Raw genomic sequence first — 20493 nt, 5'->3', positions numbered from 1 at the left:
AAGAACAATCAATCACATAAGATCAATAATAAAATGAAAAATATACGTCGTTTTTTAATATTTATCGTGCTATTTGGGCAATCGGTCTTTTCGCAAGAGCAATTTAAAACCTCTTTGAAAGTGGAGCAAGTGCGACAGCAGTTCTCAAAAGGTGGCAAAATTTCGTGGGTAGTTCCGATTTCGCAAAGGAAAACCTTGTCTGTAGTTTGGCAAGAACGTCCAAACTCTTTGGCAGGTATCCAAACTTTTGTAGGTTACAAAGAAGATGAGCTTATAGGGGTGCTTTCGGTAGATGCTACCTCAGTATCGGGGAGTTTTAACCACGCAGGTAATGTTCATAAAATAACTTCTGAAAAAGGGAATATAGTTGTTGTTAAGGAAGATGATAACCAACACCAATGCGGTTTGTGTGCTTCTCATAAGGCAACTTCCAAAACCCAAAGACCCACAGGAAATGGTACGCCAGATGTATGCACTCCGAACGCTCACGGATATTTGGACAACCATTGTTTGGATAATATTCAAATCTACACCGATGGAGTGTTGCGTATTTATCGATTGGCATTGCTTATCAATTACAACAAATTTGCAGGGGAGTTCCAAAGTGATAAAACCGCCGTACGCAGGTTTTGGGCAGAAACGGAAGCCTTTGCCAATGAACTTTATATACGTGCTGTTGCCGTAAAATTCAAAATTGTAGACGATGATCGGCTTATTTTGGATACACCCGAAAAAGAGGTGTTAAAAGAGTATCATTCGGGCACATCTATGCTTGAAAACCAACGCAGTACTCAGGCAATGAATACGGTGATAAGTCCAGAAGATTACGATGTAGGGCTAATCATAACCTTCCTACCTTGGGTAAATGGACAAGCTGCCTTAGATGCAGTGTTTGAGGAACACACCAAAGCCGATGGGGTAGTTGGTCGTGGAGCTCCCAGTACTGTTGCCCACGAGTTGGGGCATATGTTTGGAGCTGACCATACGCACAATACCCAAGATTCGGGCAAGGTAGAACCCGAAAGTGGGAGGTCGATTATGGGGTATGGGCATAGTTTTCCTCGTGATTTCTTTACCTTGTACAGCGTACACTCCATACGCAAGGGACTAACCCATAGTGCTGTGTATTTTTCCGATGAGCAACGTACACAAAAGGTAATACTCAGCAGGGGCAAAAATCCTGTTTATGGGATAAAAACTCAAAATCGCCGTCCAGTGATTGATGCCTCTGACCTGAAACCAAAATACGTAATTCCGAAAAACACCTTTTTTCAGTTTCGTATTAACGCTTCTGACCCTGATAACGATAAACTGCTCTATGCCGCCCATCAAACCGATATACGTTTGCAAACCAATCCGTCTAATGCCGTATATTATTCAGCCAAGCCGAGTTATAACAACTTGATACGTTTTCAAAAAGAATACAAAAGCAATAGGGTAGATGAATTCCCGAGCGTAACGGGTGGTGTTTACCGTTTTTGGTTGGCGGTAAGCGATGGTATTTTAGGAGCAGAGGCACTGACCAACCAAACCCACGCCACGCATTACGATATGGTAAAGACCGATGTAGAGGTAAAAAACACAACACCTTTTCGGATAAATCCTGCTTTAAAAAAACAATACGGAGCAGGAGAGGAGGTTACCTTACGTTGGGATGTGGCAACCGATGTTTTTGGTACAGATAGTAGGGTACGTATTTTGCTTTCCGATGATTTTGGTCAAACGTTTAAGCATATTATCACTCCCGAAGCCCCTAACAACGGAACGTTTACCTTTACAATGCCACATATTCCCGTAGGAAAAACGGGCAATAGAGGGCACGGGCTTATCAAAATAGAAGTGATTGACCACATTGCCTATGCCCTAAGTGAGCATAATCCTTACAACGGAGGCTTTGAGGTCGTTCCTTCTCAAATTGTTTTTGAAAACTTACCTGAACCCACCATTTCAGCACTTGAAGGGGCTATTCCAGAGCCACATTCCGTACAGGCAAGAACCAGCTGTAACGGACAGGCACAGGTGCAGGTAGCCGATGTACGCGAAGCAAACCGAATCAAACGTACCTTTACAGCAGTGGACGATTGCCAAAACACGGCAATTTTCGTTCAGTATATTTTTGTGAAAGAAGATGTACCGCCTTTGCAATTTGTAGGCAATCTTTCGCAAGATAGGGTATATCACTGCGATAACACCTTTGATAAGGCAGTGCCTAATGTGCAGGTTACGGGTGGGAAGTCGCCCCAAATTACCCTAACACAAACCCGAATGGAATCGGATTATCATATCAATTACATTCTCAAACGCACGTGGCGGGTTACCGACCCTGTCGCTGCTCCCATTGAGCATACCCAATTGGTGTTTGTGTATGACAATACCAACCCCATTTTAGTTACTCAACCCAATGATATTGTTGTAAATGATGATGTTCAGGCTTATACCTATGCTGAAATCCCTCCTGTTGCCTTTGATAATTGTGGCAATCAATTGCAGTGGAGAAAGCCTATTTCGCCAGATTATACCTTCGGAGCTAATGGGCTTGAATCGATATTAGTAACTTGGGAAGCCCGAGACGGTACGGACAATCCTACGCGGGTTACTCAGAAAATTATTGTCGATAAAAATCATACGGATATTTATTTTCAAAATCTACCTGCCGATATGCAACTCTCTTGTAAAGACGGAGTCCCCTCGGCGGATATTGAGCTAAAAGTAGTTAATTGTGCTTCGGCAGAGGTAACACATACCGAAAATCAAACTTGGGAAGGAAATAAAAAAATCATCACTCGGGTCTATACGGCTACGGGCTGTGGTAAAACCTTGTCAGCAACCCAACGCATTGTAGTTACCGATGACGAAGCTCCTGTATTTACGGGAGATTTGCCTTTATCGGTGGAAGTGGCAACCACTGCCGAAGTTCCTCCCTTAGAAGATTTGACTGCTACGGACAACTGTTTTCAGGGATGTACGGGGCAACAAGTGGTAATAACAACCCAGTCCGACCCCCGAAATCAAGAATATTACAACACGTGGGAAGTTGTAGGTGACCAAAACTGCGTAAAGTCGGTGCCTGTAACCAAAGAGAGAAAGCAAAGTCTTGATGGTAAAACCCTTACCGATACGTGGACGGCTACCGATGAATTTGGCAACACACAAACCTATACTCGTATTATCAAAGTGGCTTCGGCAGATGTACCCACAATGGCATTTGTCAATTTTCCCAAAGATATAAATTTGCCTTGTAACGGTGTCTTACCACAGGCTGAAAATATAAGTATTTCGGGCTGTGAAAACGCTACTGTTACCCACACTGACGAACTGACAGGCAATTGTAAAGATGGCAAAACGGTAGTTCGCACCTATACGGCTTCCGGTTGTAGGCAAACCATTTCACAAAAACAGACCATTACCATTGCGGGGGACAATGAAGCTCCTACTTTTTCGGGTACGCTTCCGCAAGATGTTTCAATTACTGAAAATCAAACAATTCCTACACAAGAGGAACTAACCGCTACGGACAATTGTTCGCAAAGGGTTCAAGTAACCAAGAGCCAAGAGGAAAGGCAAGAAAACGGAAATAAAATAGTTATTTACCGATGGACGGCAACAGACGATTGCGGAAATGAAAAAAGGCATAGCCAAACCATTACCATCGTCCCCGCTCCGAAAATAAGTTTTATAAATTTTCCTACGGACGTGAATTTATCCTGCGGAGAAGATAAACCCCAAGCGGAAACCAAGCTACCAATTTCGGGTTGTGGGGGAACTACTGAAATTGCAGTAACCCATACCGACACCGAAACAGGCGATTGCAAAACAGGTAAAACCATCGAACGTACTTACACAGGACAGGCTTGTGGGCAAACCATTTCACAAAAACAGACCATTACCATTGCGGGGGACAATGAAGCTCCTACTTTTTCGGGTACGCTTCCGCAAGATGTTTCAATTACTGAAAATCAAACAATTCCTACACAAGAGGAACTAACCGCTACGGACAATTGTTCGCAAAGGGTTCAAGTAACCAAGAGCCAAGAGGAAAGGCAAGAAAACGGAAATAAAATAATTATTTACCGATGGACGGCAACAGACGATTGCGGAAATGAAAAAAGGCACAGCCAAACCATTACCATCGTCCCCGCTCCGAAAATAAGTTTTATAAATTTTCCTACGGACGTGAATTTATCTTGCGGAAAAGCCAAACCCCAAGCGGAAACCAAGCTACCAATTTCGGGTTGTGAGGGAACTACTGAAATTGCAGTAACCCATACCGATACCGAAACGGGCGATTGCAAAACAGGTAAAACCATCGAACGTACTTATACGGCTTCGGCTTGTGGGCAAACTATTTCACAAAAACAGACCATTACCATTGCGGGGGATAGTGAAGCCCCTACTTTTTCGGGTACGCGTCCGAAAGATATTTCGGTTGTTGAAGGTCAGAAAATTCCTACACAAGGGGAACTAACCGCTACGGACAATTGTTCGCAAAGGGTTCAAGTAGCCAAGAGCCAAGAGGAAAGGCAAGAAAGCGGAAATAAAATAGTTATTTACCGATGGACGGCAACGGACGAATGTGGAAATACATTTGAATATGCTCAAAAAATAACTGTTTTGCCAAAAAGTACAGGTGGAGGAGATAATAATCAAGGTGGAGGGAACAGCCCTTCCAATGAAGATATTATTGTGTATAATGGTGTTTTTGTTGAAGAAGCATCGGATAATTACCTAAGAATCGCCCCAATTGAACGTTATACGGACTTGCATATCGAAATTTTTAATGAATTGGGTCAGAAGGTATTCCAAGCCAAAGACTATCAACGCAAAGGCGATGTTTTCAGGGGGTATGCTAACGTGAAAGGCGTGGTAGGCAAGGGCAAACGTTTGCCATCAGGTACGTATTTTTACGTGTTGAAATATAAAGACCAAGACAAAAAAATGCATCAAAAATCGGGATACTTATATGTGAGGTAAATTCACGGTCGTGTTATAAAAAGTATGATAAAAGTTCTGATTGTCAGGCTGAGCAAAGCCTGCGAAAGCAGGGTATGTGACGAAGCTTTGTAATTATAGGGCTTCGACTACGCTCAGCCTGACAGACGCTCTCTTTTTTAAGACATCATACTTTTTACATCACCTCCAAATTCACATTTTGTTTAATGAAAAACTATAAATCAATGAGATATAATTTAATTACTATTTTATGCTTTTTGTTTTTCCAGCAATTGTTTGCACAGGTAAAAACATCGGAGGTTGTTCAACTATTTTCGAAAGGAGGCGAGGTTTCGTGGGAAATTTCAGTTGATAACAGCCCAAAACAAACGTTGCTTTGGCAGGAACGCCCCAATTCCATCAAGGGGATAAAAACCTTTGTGTGCTATCAAAATGGCGAGATGATAGGTGTTTTATCGGTTGATAGTCAAGGAGTTTCTGGGAATTTGAAACTCTTGGGCAAGTCGTACGACATTACTTCGCAGGACAATAATGTTATTTTTAAGCAAGAAGCAACAAAAGAGGGGAAATGTGGTACTTGTTGTGGAGGCGGAGAACATTCGCACACGGCACGTCCTGTGGCTCGTCCGCAAGGGGAAGGATTAAACCAAGAAAATGAAATTTTTAAATTGCACAGTGTTCATTCCGACGGTGTTTTACGAGTGTATCGCTTAGCATTGCTCATTACGTACAAGTATTTTTCGGATAAATTCGAACAAGATGTTGAGGAAGTAAGGAAATTTTGGGCAAGTACGGAGGCTTTTCTCAACGAGTTATACCACAGAGATGTATCGGTACGATTTGAGATAGTCAACGATGAAAGGCTTATTTACAAAACCAGTAGTGCAGATCCGTTTTACTACATCAGAAGAGCTCGTCAAATACACGACAGGGGAACCACTGAAATTAATAAATTAATATCAGAGGATGATTACGATGTTGGGGTGGTTATTCACCCACAAACAGAAAATACGTATGGATTAGGAACCACCGGTGGGGTCTATGAAAAAAAAAGTAAAGCACTGTGCTTTGCTGTTGCCAGTAGATCAACTATTGCTCACGAGATAGGGCATTTGTTCGGTTCGCTTCATACTTTTACCACCGGAGGGAGTCAGACGTATTATTCCGAACCTAATCGAGGGATGTCGGTAATGGGATATAATTCGCGTTCCACGGGTGATTATTTTTCATTAGTAAGTATTGCTGTTATCAGAAAAAGGTTGTCGAGCGTAGGCTATTATACAGACGAAGAACGTACACAACTCATAAAAGGAGTGGAGCATATTGAAGGTACTACGAATGTTCCTTACGGGGTTAAGCCCAGTAATACAGCTCCAATCATTAACACGGCAAAAATCAAAAAAGAATATACATTGCCACACAGTACGTTTTTTCAGTTTTATATTCCAACACAGGATGCGGAGCAACAAAAACTATACTACTACGCCCACCAAGTGGGTGGGAAAAATTTTCCGAATTTTGATTATGGTTCGGCAAAGTTTTTAGCTTTAAAATCCACGCAAACGGGCAGAGTTGCCTTTGAGAGAAGTTACTACCGAAAAGATTTAAGTTTGGTACAAAACTCTTCTCCAACTGCTACGGGCACGTATCATTTTTGGTTGGCGGTAAACGATGCCGACTTAGCTAACGACTCACACGGGGTTTTGTATGACCAAGCGTACACCAAAGTAAATATCGTCAATGGAACACCTTTTAAAATCAAGGACGGGTATAAGAACAAGTATTCCGCAGGGGAAAAAGTTACTTTTACGTGGGATGTAGATAATAATGTTTTTGCAAACGATAGTAAAGTACGTATTTTAATGTCGGACGATTTTGGTGAAACGTATAAATATACGCTTTTGGCTTCTGCTCCTAACAACGGAACAGCAGAGGTAACCATTCCACATATTACTTTGGGAAGGAAACCCCAATTCGGAACAATCACTTCTGGCTTGGGAATTATTAAAATTGAAGTAATTGACCATATTGCCCACGATATAACGAATAACAACCCTAATAATGGAGGTTTTGAAATTGAGGCTTCGCAAGTTACTTTTCAAAACACGCCCGAACCTACCATCGAGGTAAAAGAGGGGCAAATTCCTGAAAAAGCTGATGTTACAGCAGTTTCTACCTGTGGAGGCGGTTCGCAGCCCATAACTCCAACCTATCAGGAGGAAAAAACCGATACGCTCATCACCCGTACTTGGACGGCTACGGACAGTTGTGGCAATACAGCAACTTTTGTGCAGTATATTCACGTTCGGAAAAATACCCCGTTGTCTTTCGTTGGAGCACTGCCTGAAAGTCAAGTAATCTTGTACGGGCAAAACGTTCCTCAGGCGGCTACCTTAACCGTAAGCGGAGGTTGCCAAACCCCCGAGGTGAAATTTTCGCAAACCGAATTATATGGGCAATGCCTTAGAACCATCACCCGTATTTGGACGGCAGTCAGCCAATGCTCCGACCCTATTTCGCATACACAAATCATCAACGTTATTGACAACATTCCACCTGCCTTTATAGAGACATTGCCCGATGCCAACCTACACGTGAGCGATGAAAATCAAGTGCCAATGCAAGAAAATATTTTGGTGATTGATAAACTTTCCGAAAATAAAAGAAATGATGGGTATCCTTTTAACGCAGAAAAATTCGAAGAAAGGATAAAGGACGAGCAAGGACGATTGGTAAAAGTGATTTACCGATGGAGAGCCAATGATCTTTGTTATAATGTGGTGGAACATACACAAACCATAACCATAGGTTCGAACCAACAAGTAGCGTTTGCCAACTTCCCTGCTAATGTGAATTTATCTTGCGGAAAAGCCAAACCCCAAGCGGAAACCAAGTTACGAATTTCGGGTTGTGGGGGGACTACTGAAATTGCAGTAACCCATACCGACACCGAAACAGGCGATTGCAAAACAGGTAAAACCATCGAACGTACCTACACAGCTTCGGCTTGCGGGCAAACCATTTCACAAAAACAGACCATTACCATTGCGGGGGACAATGAAGCTCCTACTTTTTCGGGTACGCTTCCACAAGATGTTTCAATTACTGAAAATCAGGAAGTTCCTGTACAAGAAGAACTAACCGCTACGGACAATTGTTCGCAAAGGGTTCAAGTAGCCAAGAGCCAAGAGGAAAGGCAAGAAAGCGGAAATAAAATAATTATTTACCGATGGACGGCAACGGACGATTGCGGAAATGAAAAAAGGCACAGCCAAACCATTACCATCGTCCCCGCTCCGAAAAAAAGTTTTATAAATTTCCCTACGGACGTGAATTTATCTTGCGGAGAAGCCAAACCCCAAGCGGAAACCAAGCTACCAATTTCGGGTTGTGAGGGAACTACTGAAATTGCAGTAACCCATACCGACACCGAAACAGGCGATTGTAAAACAGGCAAAACCATCGAACGTACTTACACAGGAGAGGCTTGTGGGCAAAGCATTTCCAAAAAACAGACCATTACCATTGCGGGGGATAGTGAAGCACCTACTTTTTCGAGTACGCTTCCGCAAGATATTTCGGTTGTTGAAGGTCAGAAAATTCCTACACAGGAGGAGCTAACCGCTACGGACAATTGTTCGCAAAGGGTTCAAATAGCCAAGAGCCAAGAGGAAAGGCAAGAAAACGGAAATAAAATAGTTATTTACCGATGGATAGCAACGGACGATTGCGGAAATGAAAAAGGGCACAGCCAAACCATTACCATCGTCCCCGCTCCGAAAATAAGTTTTATAAATTTCCCTACGGACGTGAATTTATCCTGCGGAGAAGATAAACCTCAAGCGGAAACCAAGCTACCAATTTCGGGTTGTGAGGGGACTACTGAAATTTCGGTAACTCATACCGACACAGAAACAGGCGATTGCAAAACAGGTAAAACGATTGTGCGTACCTATACAGCAACCATTTGCGGACAAACGATTTCCCAAAAACAGACCATTACCATTGCAGGGGATAATGAAGTTCCCGTTTTTTCAGAAGAATTACCAAAAGATATTTCGATTAATGAAAATCAAGCAGTACCAACGCATATAAATTTAACCGCTACGGATAATTGTTCTGCTGTTCAAGTGACCAAGAGCCAAGAAAACAAGGTAGAAAACGGAAATAAAATAATTATTTACCGATGGACAGCAACAGACGTTTGTGGAAACGAAACAAAACACAGCCAAACCATTACCATTACTCCTGCACCGAAAGTAACTTTTATAAATTTCCCCGCGGATGTGAATTTGTCTTGTGGAAAAGATAAACCTCAAGTGGAGAGCAAATTACAGATTTCCAATTGTGATGGAACTACTGAAATTTCGGTAACCCATACCGACACAGAAACAGGCGATTGCAAAACAGGTAAAACGATTGTACGTACCTATACAGCAACCATTTGCGGACAAACGATTTCCCAAAAACAGACTATTACCATTGCAGGGGATAATGAAGTTCCCGTTTTTTCAGGAGAATTACCGAAAGATATTTCGATTACTGAAAATCAAGAAGTGCCAACGCAAGAAACGCTAAGCGCTACGGATAATTGTTCTGAAAAGGTTCAAGTGACTAAAAGCCAAGAAGAAAGGCAAGAAAACGGAAATAAAGTAATTATTTATAAATGGGAGGCTTCCGATGAATGTGAAAATAAAGTTCTTCACGAACAGAAAGTTACGATACGAAAAACTTCACAGCCCACACCTCCTTCGGGTGGAGTGCAACCACCTACAGGAACAGAGCCGACCCAACAAATAATTGTTTACAATGGTATTTCTACCGAGTCAGGTTCCGAGAATTACTTGAAATTTGAGCCTATCGAAAATTATAAAAATCTTCAAATTGAGATTTTTAACGAATTAGGTCAGAAAGTGTATGAATCGAAAAATTACCAAAAAAATGGCGAAGTTTTCCGAGGATATGCCAATGTAAAAGGAGTTTTCCGAAAAGGTAAACGTCTTCCAACAGGAACGTATTTCTATGTATTTAAATATCAAAACATTACAGGAGAATCTAACACAAAACAAGGATATTTATATGTAAGATAATATTATAATGGCTGTCCGAAAAAGTACATTTTAAACAAAAGTATATTTATAACACATTGATTATTAAGGATTATTTTTAAAATTATCAAAATTAGGCTTTTCGAACAGAATCCTAATTTTACAAAAATGATAAAACATGTTATATTTGCAAAAAAATAAATGAAATATGAAACATCTTGCCTTTGTACTCCTTTTAGTAGGACTTTCTCAGACTTTTGCCCAAACCGATACTTCGGGGAGAACCCTTCACCGAGCGACTCCCGAAATGAAAACCAAACTCCAACATACCAAACTCAAAGTAGGCTTTAACTTTGAGAATCAAACCCTAAATGGTGAAGAATGGCTCACGGCTTCGCCTTATTTTTATGCCACCGATAGCCTGATTTTAGATGCCAAATCAATGCTCATCCACGAGGTAAAACTCAATGACCAACCGCTGAAATATGCCTATGAAAAGGATTTTCTGAAAATAAAATTGGATAAAATCTATCAGAAAAACGAAAACTACACCGTGTACATTCGCTATACGGCACAGCCTGAAAAAGTCATTGAAAAAGAGGGGGCAAGAAGTGATGCCAAAGGCTTGTATTTCATCAATCCGAAAGGAGAAATTCCTGATGTGCCTACCCAAATTTGGACGCAGGGTGAAACCGAATCTTCATCGTGCTGGTTTCCTACCATTGATAAGCCCAACCAAAAAACCACGCAGGAAATTTATATGACCGTTCCCGATAAATTCGTGACCCTATCCAACGGGATTTTAAAATCTTCCGTAAAAGAAGCCAATCACCTACGCACAGACCATTGGGTGATGGATAAACCTCACGCTCCGTATCTCTTCTTTATGGGCGTGGGCGATTTCGCCGTAGTGAAAGACACCCCGTGGCGAGGCACTATTCCCGTGGATTATTATGTGGAAAAAGAATACGAATCGGTGGCAAAAAAAATCTTTGGTCACACGGCGGAAATGATGGAGTTTTACTCTAAAAAATTCGGATATGATTTCCCTTGGCAAAAATATGCACAAATGGTAGTTCGCGATTTTGTGGCAGGGGCAATGGAAAATACCACAGCGGTGAGCCACGCTGAGTCTGCCCATCAGCCGAGCGAAGTTTTGGCAGACGAAAACTATTGGGAAGCCATTATCGCTCACGAAATGGGGCATCATTGGTTTGGCGATTTGGTAACCACCGAAAGTTGGGCAAACCTTACCATCAATGAATCTTTTGCCAATTATTCCGAGTATCTGTGGTACGAATACAAATACGGAAAAGATGCCGCCGACTATCACCTCAACAATAAAGTGGGACAATACCGCCACCGCTCAACGGATTTTCTGAAAAATTTGGTGCGTTTTGGCTACAACGACAAGGACGATATGTTCGATTTGGTATCGTACAACAAAGGCGGTGCAATTTTGCATATGCTTCGTGATTATTTGGGCGATGAGGCTTTTTTTCAAGGGATTACAGATTTTTTGAAAACTTATGAATTCGGCACAGGAGAAGCCCATCAGCTAAGACTTTCCTTTGAAAAAGTCAGCGGAAAAGACCTCAATTGGTTTTTCAATCAGTGGTTTTTCTCTCACGGGCATCCTTTTGTAGCTGTAGAAAAAAATTACGATGCAAAAATGCAAAAAGTTCATTTGAAAATCATTCAAAATCAGGAGGAAGATGTGCTTTTTGAGTTTCCTTTGGAAGTGGATATTTATGAAAACGGAACTTACCACCGACACCAAGTTTGGGTGAAAGCTCAAAAGGAAAACGAATTTTATTTCTCGGCGAAAAACAATCCTAATTTGGTGAATATCAATCCGCGAGGTGTTCTTATTTTGGTAGAAGAATCGTACAAAACTCCTGCCGAATATACTTTTCAGTACCAACACGCCAAAGATTTCAAAAGCAGATGGCAAGCGGTAGAATTTGCAGAAGCCAATCAAGACAATCCGTTGCTAATGAGAGCGATAAAAGACCCTTTCTATCAAGTTCGCATTAAAGCCTTGAATGCTTTGGCAGGTCAGAAATTGAGCAAAAAAGAATTTGCCGAGATAGAAAAAACAGCCAAAACCGACCCTAAAAATTTGGTAAAATCGGCAGCAATGTGGACTTTGGCAGCAACCCAAAACCGAAAATATTTACCTGTTTTCGAAAATGCTTTGGGCGTACATTCGGCAGCCATACAAAATGCAGCACTCAACGGCATCGGCAAAATAGACCCTACACGAGCTAAAAACTTCCTATTAAAATCCGCTCCCGAAAATTTCACTTCCGACCAATTGGTTTGGGTATTTTCCGTAATCGTGGACAACAAAATGGAGAAATATTTACCGAAAGTGCTTCCGTACATCATTTATTATCCGTTCATAGAAAAGGACAACCCGAAACAAGCCGAAATTTTCCGTAAGGGCTACCTATGGGCGATGAGCTTAGACGATAAGGCTTTGGTAGAAATTATTGCCAAATCTTTCAGAGCGGCGGCTCCGTATTCCGATAAAGGTTCAGAAGCCAACAAAGCCACTATCAGAGTTCTAGACGAGGGCATCGCCGCCAAACGAAAACTCCCCCCAACCGCCTCCCTGCAACAACAAATACAGTTATTGGAAGAAGTAAAAGCCTTGTTTTAATTGGAAAAAAATCCTTGTATTAAAGGGATTTTGAAACAGCTTTAAAGCAACTTTAAACCAAGTAAAATGATTCAATGGAGCGACATCAAATTTTAAGGTGTTGCTCCATTTTTTTGATTTTTAGAAGTTTATGTTGAAAGGTGGTTTTTCTTCACTATTGAGAATCTAAATGATAAGATTCGGAAATACACCAAAAAGTGGTGGATACCTATCCAAAATTGGGGAATTGTTTTAAACCAAACTTTTTAACTTACACACTTTGAGGGATAATGTCTGAAATGCTCAATTACTTAACGCGTTTGTAAATGGATATTAAACCAGTTTTCTCATCAGATGTATCCTCAAAAAATTCAAAAGTATCATTATCTATAAATTTGAATCCAAAATCATTTTCTCCATACTGACTTTCTTCTTTATACCATCTATTGTAAATTCTACCATTTTCTATTCTGTATGATCCCTCCTCACTCATACATCTTCCACCTTCTTCATCATTTATGAAAAAATAAGTCGATACCTTGTCCGTAAAAACATATTTTGTACAACCATCATCTTTTACTTCTCGTGGGTCAATTCTTTTTCCGTCTTCTACTCTTTCTATTTTAACACATTTCCAAGTACCTACAAGACGAACATTTTCCGGTTGGGTGTCATCGTTATTTTTCCCACAAGAAATAGTTAACATACTCACGGCTATTAAAGCCAACATAAAAAATTTCTTCATTTTTGTTTGTTTTTAAATTATATGCAAAAATAAATCTCAATTTTGTTCTTTTTGGGTACAATTCGGTACAATGATATTCCTTTCAATGTTAATTGAATACCTTTGCAAAATCAAAACTAATGAATTAATGCAAGATTTGGAATTAGACCTAATTCTACAAAAAGAAGTAGAAAAAATATTTGGAAAAACAATTGATGATAAATTTGATTGCGAACAACTTTCGGCTCAGATAAGTACAGAGATTAATGAATATATTAGTTATCAGACAATTAGAAGATTTTGGAGGTTAATTGAAAGTAAAAATAAAGTTTCGTTGCAATCAAAAAATATACTTTGTCGTTATATAGGATTTAATGATTTTAGTACTTTTACCGAAAATATACGAAATAAACATACAGACACCTATAATTTTTCTTTTTTAGCTAATTGGCAAAATATAAACAAATACGATAATCCTCTTGATGATTCCGTTTATTGGCATAATAAATTGAGCCAAAGTTTTGCGTCGTTTGTGCTGACAAATCCGCCTATTTTTGAGGAATTTTCAAAAGTAATGAATAAAAATGAGGTAATCTTAAAGTATATTATATCGTATCACCCAATGTATGACAATCTTGCAAAGGAATGGTATTTTAGAGGATTAAACCTTTTTATCAGAAATGCAAAAGAGTTACATTATCATTTATTTTATGCAAATATCCAATTTATGAGATGCGTTTTAACTATGCAAAACAATGATTATAAGTATTTTGCTAATCAAATCGAGAATCTTTTGCCAAAAATCAGAGACAAATACGGTGTTATTTGGTCTTTGGAAGCGAGGTCTTTGAGTGCTTTACTTCATTATTATGATACATTAGGAGATGATGAAAAAGTCTCGCAATTAGAAAGAGAAATCCTAAATTTTGTACAAATCCATCGAAATCTAAAATTTGAAATTGACGACTACAAAATATTTGTTTTCTTTATCTCGGATATGCTAAACATATATGGTTTTCATCATTTGTCGCATCGTATTCAAGAAAAATATGTTTTTAAAGAATCGCCAAGTATTTTATGGGAAAATGGGTATGAAGAAGCAGGTAAAATAGTAAAAAGTTTGACCTTATTTTATCAGGAAAATTATACGGAGTCAAAAAAAATATTTCAAACCATCGATGTAAATAAATTAAATTTTGATTTCAAAAAATATTTTACGATTCAATATCTTCTATTGGCTTTTGGGTTTTGTCCTCAAAATAACAACACAAAACGCCATAAAATCAGAAAGCAGTTGACACAGATAATTGATGAAACAGGATTGATTTATTTCGAGGATTTTTTGAAAGGCACATTTGAAAAACACTCATTTTCGACTAAAACATAACAGCAATAAAATCAATATATTAAATACTTTTTAGAAATTTGTGCTGACAGGTGATTTTTCTTCCCGTACGAACCACATTTGACAAACCTTTCCCGAAGCGAAAGTTACAGGGCGTACGAACCTTATGCCGTGTTTTTCGGGCTTTATACCGTTAATCCAACCTAAATCAATACGACAAATAATCGGTTGGAGGGCGGTTCGCTCTAAGCGTTGTAAAGTTTGATGAAAAAGACATTTTTTGATGTGTAAAACATAACCAAATTCATCATCAATGGGGCGTTCAAAGTTAAAACTGCTTCCAAAGTAGGTTTGTTCTCTCATTTTTGACGACTGCACCAAAGATGCAAACGGATTTTCGGCATTGTCGAGCATTTTTTCCGTTCCTTCAACCACGAAATCGTAAGTGGGAGCGTTGATTCTTTCTTCCACCCATCGCAGGGCAGTTTTTTGGCAAATCCCAACTTCCAAAAAAGCTTCGTACAGCGAAACAACTAAAACCGCAAAGGACACATTTCCTTTATCTAAATCATTGTTTACAAATGATTTTACTTTTTGAAAATTTTCGGAAAATCGGATTTTAAAGATGTTTTCAAACTGCTCAAAAACGGATTTTTCTAACCAATTTTGTTTTTTGATATGCCGAAACGCCTCATTTTGTATCCACTGAAAAACTTCGTAAGGTGAGAGGCTATCTTTCTGATAATGTGTATTTTTACTTGCCATAAAATAAATTTTGTCCTACGGCAAAAGTATGGGGTTGGTGAGTGAAAAAAGTTGCGAAATGACAATTAATTACAATTAATTTATCTACACTTTATTTCCGCAATAAGGACAATAAGCATACATTTTTTCTAACTGACTAAAACATTTATCACACAAAATAATTTTATCAACCACTTGTTTGAGAGGATTGGTAGTCTGTACGGTATAAGAATCTGGAATTTCTTTCAAAAAACTGGACTCATTACCTTTTTGAGTAATTAGAAATAATTTATCTTTTGCTCTTGTTAAAGCAACATAAAATAACCGTCTTTCTTCTTCCATCAAGAGGTCGTGATTGGCTTTTTTGATAACTTGAAAAATTCTGTCTTCAAGCCATATATCTGGAAAACCACCATTACCTTCGGTAAGTCCAATAATAAAAACTACTTTGGCTTCTAATCCCTTGGAGGCGTGTATGGTTTTACCCTGAACATATATTTTATTATCTTTAAAATGATAGAAATAAGGAGAGAACATCTTGTTTCTTCGGTATAGGAATAAAATATCATCATTAGTCATACCTTCTTCTAAAAGTTCTTTTACTTTTTCAAAACAGAAACTGATATTTTCTTCTTCTGTATTTCCTGCAAAAACTACTATTTTGTGTTCAGATTTTTTAGAGGCTTGGACATCTTTATCTACTTTGAATTTATTATGTTTGATGACTTCATTACTTGCTCCTACAATATTTTGAGTACTTCTGTAATTTAGATTAAGTTTTATGGTTTTTGCATTCTCAAAATGTTTTTCAAATTCAATGATATAGCTTATATTAGAACCTCTAAAACCATAAATGCTCTGCCAGTCATCTCCTACACAAAATAGTTGAGTATTTTCAGTAAGTAATAATTTGATGAGTTCTACTTGTAGATTATTTACATCTTGAAATTCATCTACCAAAATATATTGATACTGATTCTGAAATTTGGCTATGATATCTTCATTCTTTTTCAGTAAAGAAATTGTTCTTAATATCAGGTCATTAAAATCAAGAAAAGATTTATCGGTACAATATTCATTATATCTTTTTACGATAGGAATTGCCAATTCGTAAAACTCCCGAACTCGCTCGTGCTGGTCGCCTTTTGCATTCTCTAAAACGGAGTCAATATCAATATTTTCAACCTTTATCATATCGGTTATACGCAAAACCTGTTGTACAAAGTCTTTTACTTCCTCCATATATCCATAAAATTCTTCCTTAAAATTAACCGAAATGGTTTTATTATAATCAATAGGAAGTCGATTTTTTACAATTTTATCAAGAGTGTGATTAAATAAGGCAGAATCTTGGGTCATTGGCTCAAAAGTTTTAACATAGAGGAGCTTACCTTTTTTAAATTGCTCTTCTTTGTCTTTCATCGGATAGCTTTTGTTGGAAATATGCTCTATGTATAAATTAGCCGCAGGAATGTAAAAATCAGGGTTGAAAGAAAAATCCTTTACATTTATAGTAGGTTCATATTCAAATTTGATATTATGCCGATAGAGCCAATCTGCTATGAATTGCTCTGATTTTGAGCTTACTTTGGTGCCATTGAGCGATGTAAAAAATTTTTCGTATTTTGGAATGTGATTAGAGTCAATCTCTTTTAAATGGATCTTATCAACAAGATAATCAAGTATATATCGTTTTAGTTTTAATAAATATTCCGCATTTTCACATTGTTCTATTACTAATTTATGTGCTATTTCAAAAGCGGATTCTGGTGCTGTTGTATGTGAGAATCCTTCATCGTTGTTCTGTTTTTCATCACCGATGATTTTAAATTTATTATCAAATTCCTTAACTCCCCAGTTTCTCATTACAGTATAGCAGAAACTATGAAAAGTTTTTATAGTGAGTCTATCAATCCAAGGATATTTTTTTTGTTGTAGAAATCGTTCTTTATCTTTTTCAGCAAGAGTTTTTCGTTTGTCAAAAAGTTGTTTTTCGTACTCGCCACTTTCATCAGCACAGATAATAAGTCTGTCTATCATTTCGTTAGTAGCATTTTTGGTAAAGGTAATAGCGAGAATATTCGAAGGGTTTACTCCTTTTTCTTCTATAAGATAAATAAGTTTTTGCAAGAGGGTTTTTGTTTTTCCTGAACCTGCTCCAGCTAATACTAATAGGCGTTTTTCATCACTAATTACAGCTTCTTTCTGCTTATCATTCAATGCACTTAAATCAACTTTTGGCTTCATTATATTTTGTTTTTTGGTGGTTAAATAAAGACAATTCCTATTTTTTGCAAAAATATAAAAAAGGTTGTACATTGTTTACATTGAAAAATAATTGCTGAAATAAATATTTTTTTTGAAAAATCAAAAAAATCTATTCACTCATCATCTCACCGCTCCTTCCTCACCCTACTCATCGAATATTTACTCATTCCGAGCATTGAGGCAAGGTCTTTTTGTTTTACTTTTTGAATAAAATCGGGGTGTGAGAAAAGAGCTTTGTAACGGTCTTTGGCGGATTGGTTTTGGAACAATTCTATGATTTTCGTTAGGTTTAAAATCGTTTCTTGTTGGTTGTAAAATAGAAACTTAGCAAACCAATCGTATTTTTCAATCAGTAAATCAATGTGTGCTTTGTGGATTTGCAAAACTTCGGTGGTTTCGGTAGCGATGATTTCGTATCGAGAGGGTGTACCTTTTATAAAACTTTCCAATTCCGTGAAAAAATAGCCTTCAAAAGCCACCCAACTCGTGCGTTCTTCTCCCAAATCATTAAAATAATAAATTTTCAAAACCCCTTGATTAACAAAATAATAATGTTTGCAAATACTTCCCTTTGATAATAAAATTTCGCCTTTCGCCAACGATTTTAAAGAGAAAAAATCTTCCAAATCCGAGGGGACTACGGAGCAGTTTGGAACTAAGGCTTGTATATAATTGATAAATTTTTCCATTGTTATCATCTGTGATATTGAGGTTTCAGCAAAAGTAAAGTGTTTTTGTTAGATACTGAAATATTTAATCTCTTGATTCCAAAACCATTCGAAACTTGATACCTTTGCAAAAAAAAGCTAATCGAAAAATGAATCTCCATACGATTTTTACGGAAAACTTTTCCTTGGGAAAGGAAATCGTTATCCCAAGAGGAGTGTTTTTAAAAACTCCCGATACGAAAGACACGCATATTTATCTTGTGAAAGAAGGGAGTTTGAAAATCGGATATTTTGTGAGCGAACTAATGCAAAAAGTTTCTCTTTTGACTCTCTATTGGGGCATCGCGAAACTGTACCTCGTACAAATTTCGGTAGTATCCGTTTTCGAGTTTCAAAAGTTCGTCATGTTTACCCATTTCTACAATTTTTCCTTTATCGAGTACAATGATTTTGTCTGCTTTTTTCACTGTTGTTAATCGGTGAGCGATGATGATGGAAGTACGTCCTTGAGTGATTTTTTCTGTGGCTTCCTGTATCAGTCTTTCGGAATGTGAATCGACGGATGAGGTGGCTTCATCAAGGATAAGTATCTGAGGTTTATTTACATAGGCACGAAGAAAAGCGATGAGTTGTCGCTGTCCTGCCGAAAGCATGGTACCTCGTTCTTTGACGTTATAGTGGTAACCGTTTGGCAATTGCATAAAGAAATCGTGTACTCCAATGCTCTTTGCAGCTTCGATTACTTCTGCTTCCGTGATATTCGTATTTCCGAGGGTAATATTGTTCAAAATACTGTCCGCAAATAGCAGTACATCTTGTAGTACGACTGCAATATGACTACGCAACGATGTTAACTGAACATCCTTTATGTTTGTATTGTCAATATAGATTGCCCCTGCTTTAATATCATAAAATCGATTTAACAGATTGATAATCGTACTTTTACCTGCTCCCGTAGCCCCGACGATAGCAATGGTTTCACCTTGTTGCACCTCAAAACTGATTCCATGCAAAATTTCCTCTCCTTCAACATATTCAAAGTATACATCTTCAAAACGTATTTGCCCTTTAACTTCTGTAAGAATTGTAGTACCATTAACTTCACTGTCTTGTGTCGATTCCAAAATTGCAAACACACGTTGCGATGCTATGATTCCCATCTGCAAAGTATTAAACTTATCGGCAATATGTCGCAACGGACGAAAAAGCATCTGTGTCAGTTGAATGAATAAGAAAATAGTCCCTAAATCAAAAGTACGTTCAGTAACAGCGTTATAACCTCCATACCATACAATTAACGCAATGGTTACGGATACCGCCAAATCCCCAACAGGAAAGAAAATAGAGTTGTACCAAATGGTTCGTAACCACGCTTTTTTATGTTTTTCGTTGATGGCTTTGAACTTGTCTAACTCGACTCCTTCTTGGGAAAATAATTGCAATATTTTGATTCCTGAAATACGTTCCTGCACGAACGAATTCAGATTTGCCACCTCTTTCCGCACTTCCACAAAGGCTGATTTCATCGATTTTTGAAACCAACGTGTCATGTATAAAATGAAAGGCATTGTAACAAAAGATATGAGTGCTAATCGCCAATCAATCACAAACATAACTACTGAAATCACTACCATTTTCAGCAGATCACTCACAATTTCAAACAACCCTGAGCTAAAAACCTCACCGATACGTTCCGTGTCATTCACCGTACGAGTAACCAACACTCCTACCGATGATTTATCATAGTATTTCATTTTGAAACCCAGCAAGTGAGCAAACAATTTTTTACGAATATCACGAATAACGGATTGTCCTGTCCAATTAGCAAAATAAGAAAATAAAAACTGAATGAACACCTCTAAAAGTAGTAGTCCTAATAAAATATAAGTAACAACCAACAACCCTTCATAATTTTTAGCCGTAATATAGTCATCAATAGCTATTTTTATCATATACGGTTGGGCAGCAGAAAGTATTGATGCCATTATGGCAAAAAGAGCTACAAGAAAAAACGTAAGACGGTAAGGTTTTACGAATTGATATAATTGTATTAAAGTTTGTTTATTATTTTGATGTATTTTTGACATTTTCTTACTTCATTT

Annotated in this window: 9 protein-coding genes; 4 read left to right on the top strand and 5 right to left on the bottom strand. The window is 38.2% G+C overall.

Annotation, left to right across the window (positions count from 1 at the left end; translation table 11 throughout):
* Window positions 1-33 precede the first annotated feature (33 nt).
* From CGC52_RS06805 to CGC52_RS06795, 3 genes are all read left to right on the top strand, one after another.
* Window positions 34-4971, top strand: coding sequence for a reprolysin-like metallopeptidase (locus CGC52_RS06805; RefSeq protein WP_198540558.1), 4938 nt, complete (start codon window positions 34-36; stop codon window positions 4969-4971).
* 203 nt (window positions 4972-5174) lie between these two features.
* Window positions 5175-10040, top strand: coding sequence for a reprolysin-like metallopeptidase (locus tag CGC52_RS06800; protein WP_198540557.1), 4866 nt, complete (start codon window positions 5175-5177; stop codon window positions 10038-10040).
* Window positions 10041-10206: 166 nt separating this feature from the next.
* Window positions 10207-12663 (top strand): M1 family metallopeptidase, encoded by a 2457-nt coding sequence (locus tag CGC52_RS06795; RefSeq protein ID WP_095893849.1) that lies wholly within the window; start codon window positions 10207-10209, stop codon window positions 12661-12663.
* Between the two features lie 286 nt (window positions 12664-12949).
* On the opposite strand, the gene CGC52_RS06790 is transcribed toward CGC52_RS06795, so the two are convergent.
* Window positions 12950-13387: a lipocalin family protein gene (locus CGC52_RS06790; protein WP_095893848.1), complete on the bottom strand. Its 438-nt coding sequence runs from the start codon at window positions 13385-13387 to the stop codon at window positions 12950-12952.
* A gap of 85 nt (window positions 13388-13472) precedes the next feature.
* On the opposite strand from CGC52_RS06790, the gene CGC52_RS06785 reads away from it, so the two are divergent.
* The gene (locus CGC52_RS06785; protein WP_157909115.1) at window positions 13473-14753 is read left to right on the top strand and encodes a hypothetical protein; all 1281 of its coding nucleotides are present in this window, start codon (window positions 13473-13475) and stop codon (window positions 14751-14753) included.
* 30 nt (window positions 14754-14783) lie between these two features.
* Here the strand turns inward: CGC52_RS06785 and CGC52_RS06780 are convergent, their stop codons facing one another.
* The 4 genes from CGC52_RS06780 to CGC52_RS06760 form a co-directional block, all read right to left on the bottom strand.
* Complete coding sequence (locus tag CGC52_RS06780) at window positions 14784-15476, bottom strand: L-2-amino-thiazoline-4-carboxylic acid hydrolase (RefSeq protein WP_095893845.1); 693 nt, start codon at window positions 15474-15476, stop codon at window positions 14784-14786.
* Between the two features lie 84 nt (window positions 15477-15560).
* A complete protein-coding gene (locus CGC52_RS06775; RefSeq protein WP_095894485.1) occupies window positions 15561-17702 on the bottom strand; it encodes an ATP-dependent helicase in 2142 nt (713 codons plus the stop codon).
* Window positions 17703-17848: 146 nt separating this feature from the next.
* On the bottom strand, window positions 17849-18412 hold the full coding sequence (locus tag CGC52_RS06770) for a Crp/Fnr family transcriptional regulator (RefSeq protein WP_095893844.1): 564 nt from the start codon (window positions 18410-18412) through the stop codon (window positions 17849-17851).
* Between the two features lie 281 nt (window positions 18413-18693).
* On the bottom strand, window positions 18694-20478 hold the full coding sequence (locus CGC52_RS06760; RefSeq protein ID WP_095893842.1) for an ABC transporter ATP-binding protein: 1785 nt from the start codon (window positions 20476-20478) through the stop codon (window positions 18694-18696).
* Window positions 20479-20493: the final 15 nt, after the last annotated feature.

Origin of the sequence: Capnocytophaga sp. H2931 (assembly GCF_002302535.1) — a bacterium.
Classification (GTDB): Bacteria; Bacteroidota; Bacteroidia; order Flavobacteriales; family Flavobacteriaceae; genus Capnocytophaga; species Capnocytophaga canis.
The sequence above is the reverse complement of the archived record's forward strand: the minus strand, read 5'-3'. Positions and strand labels throughout refer to the sequence as shown.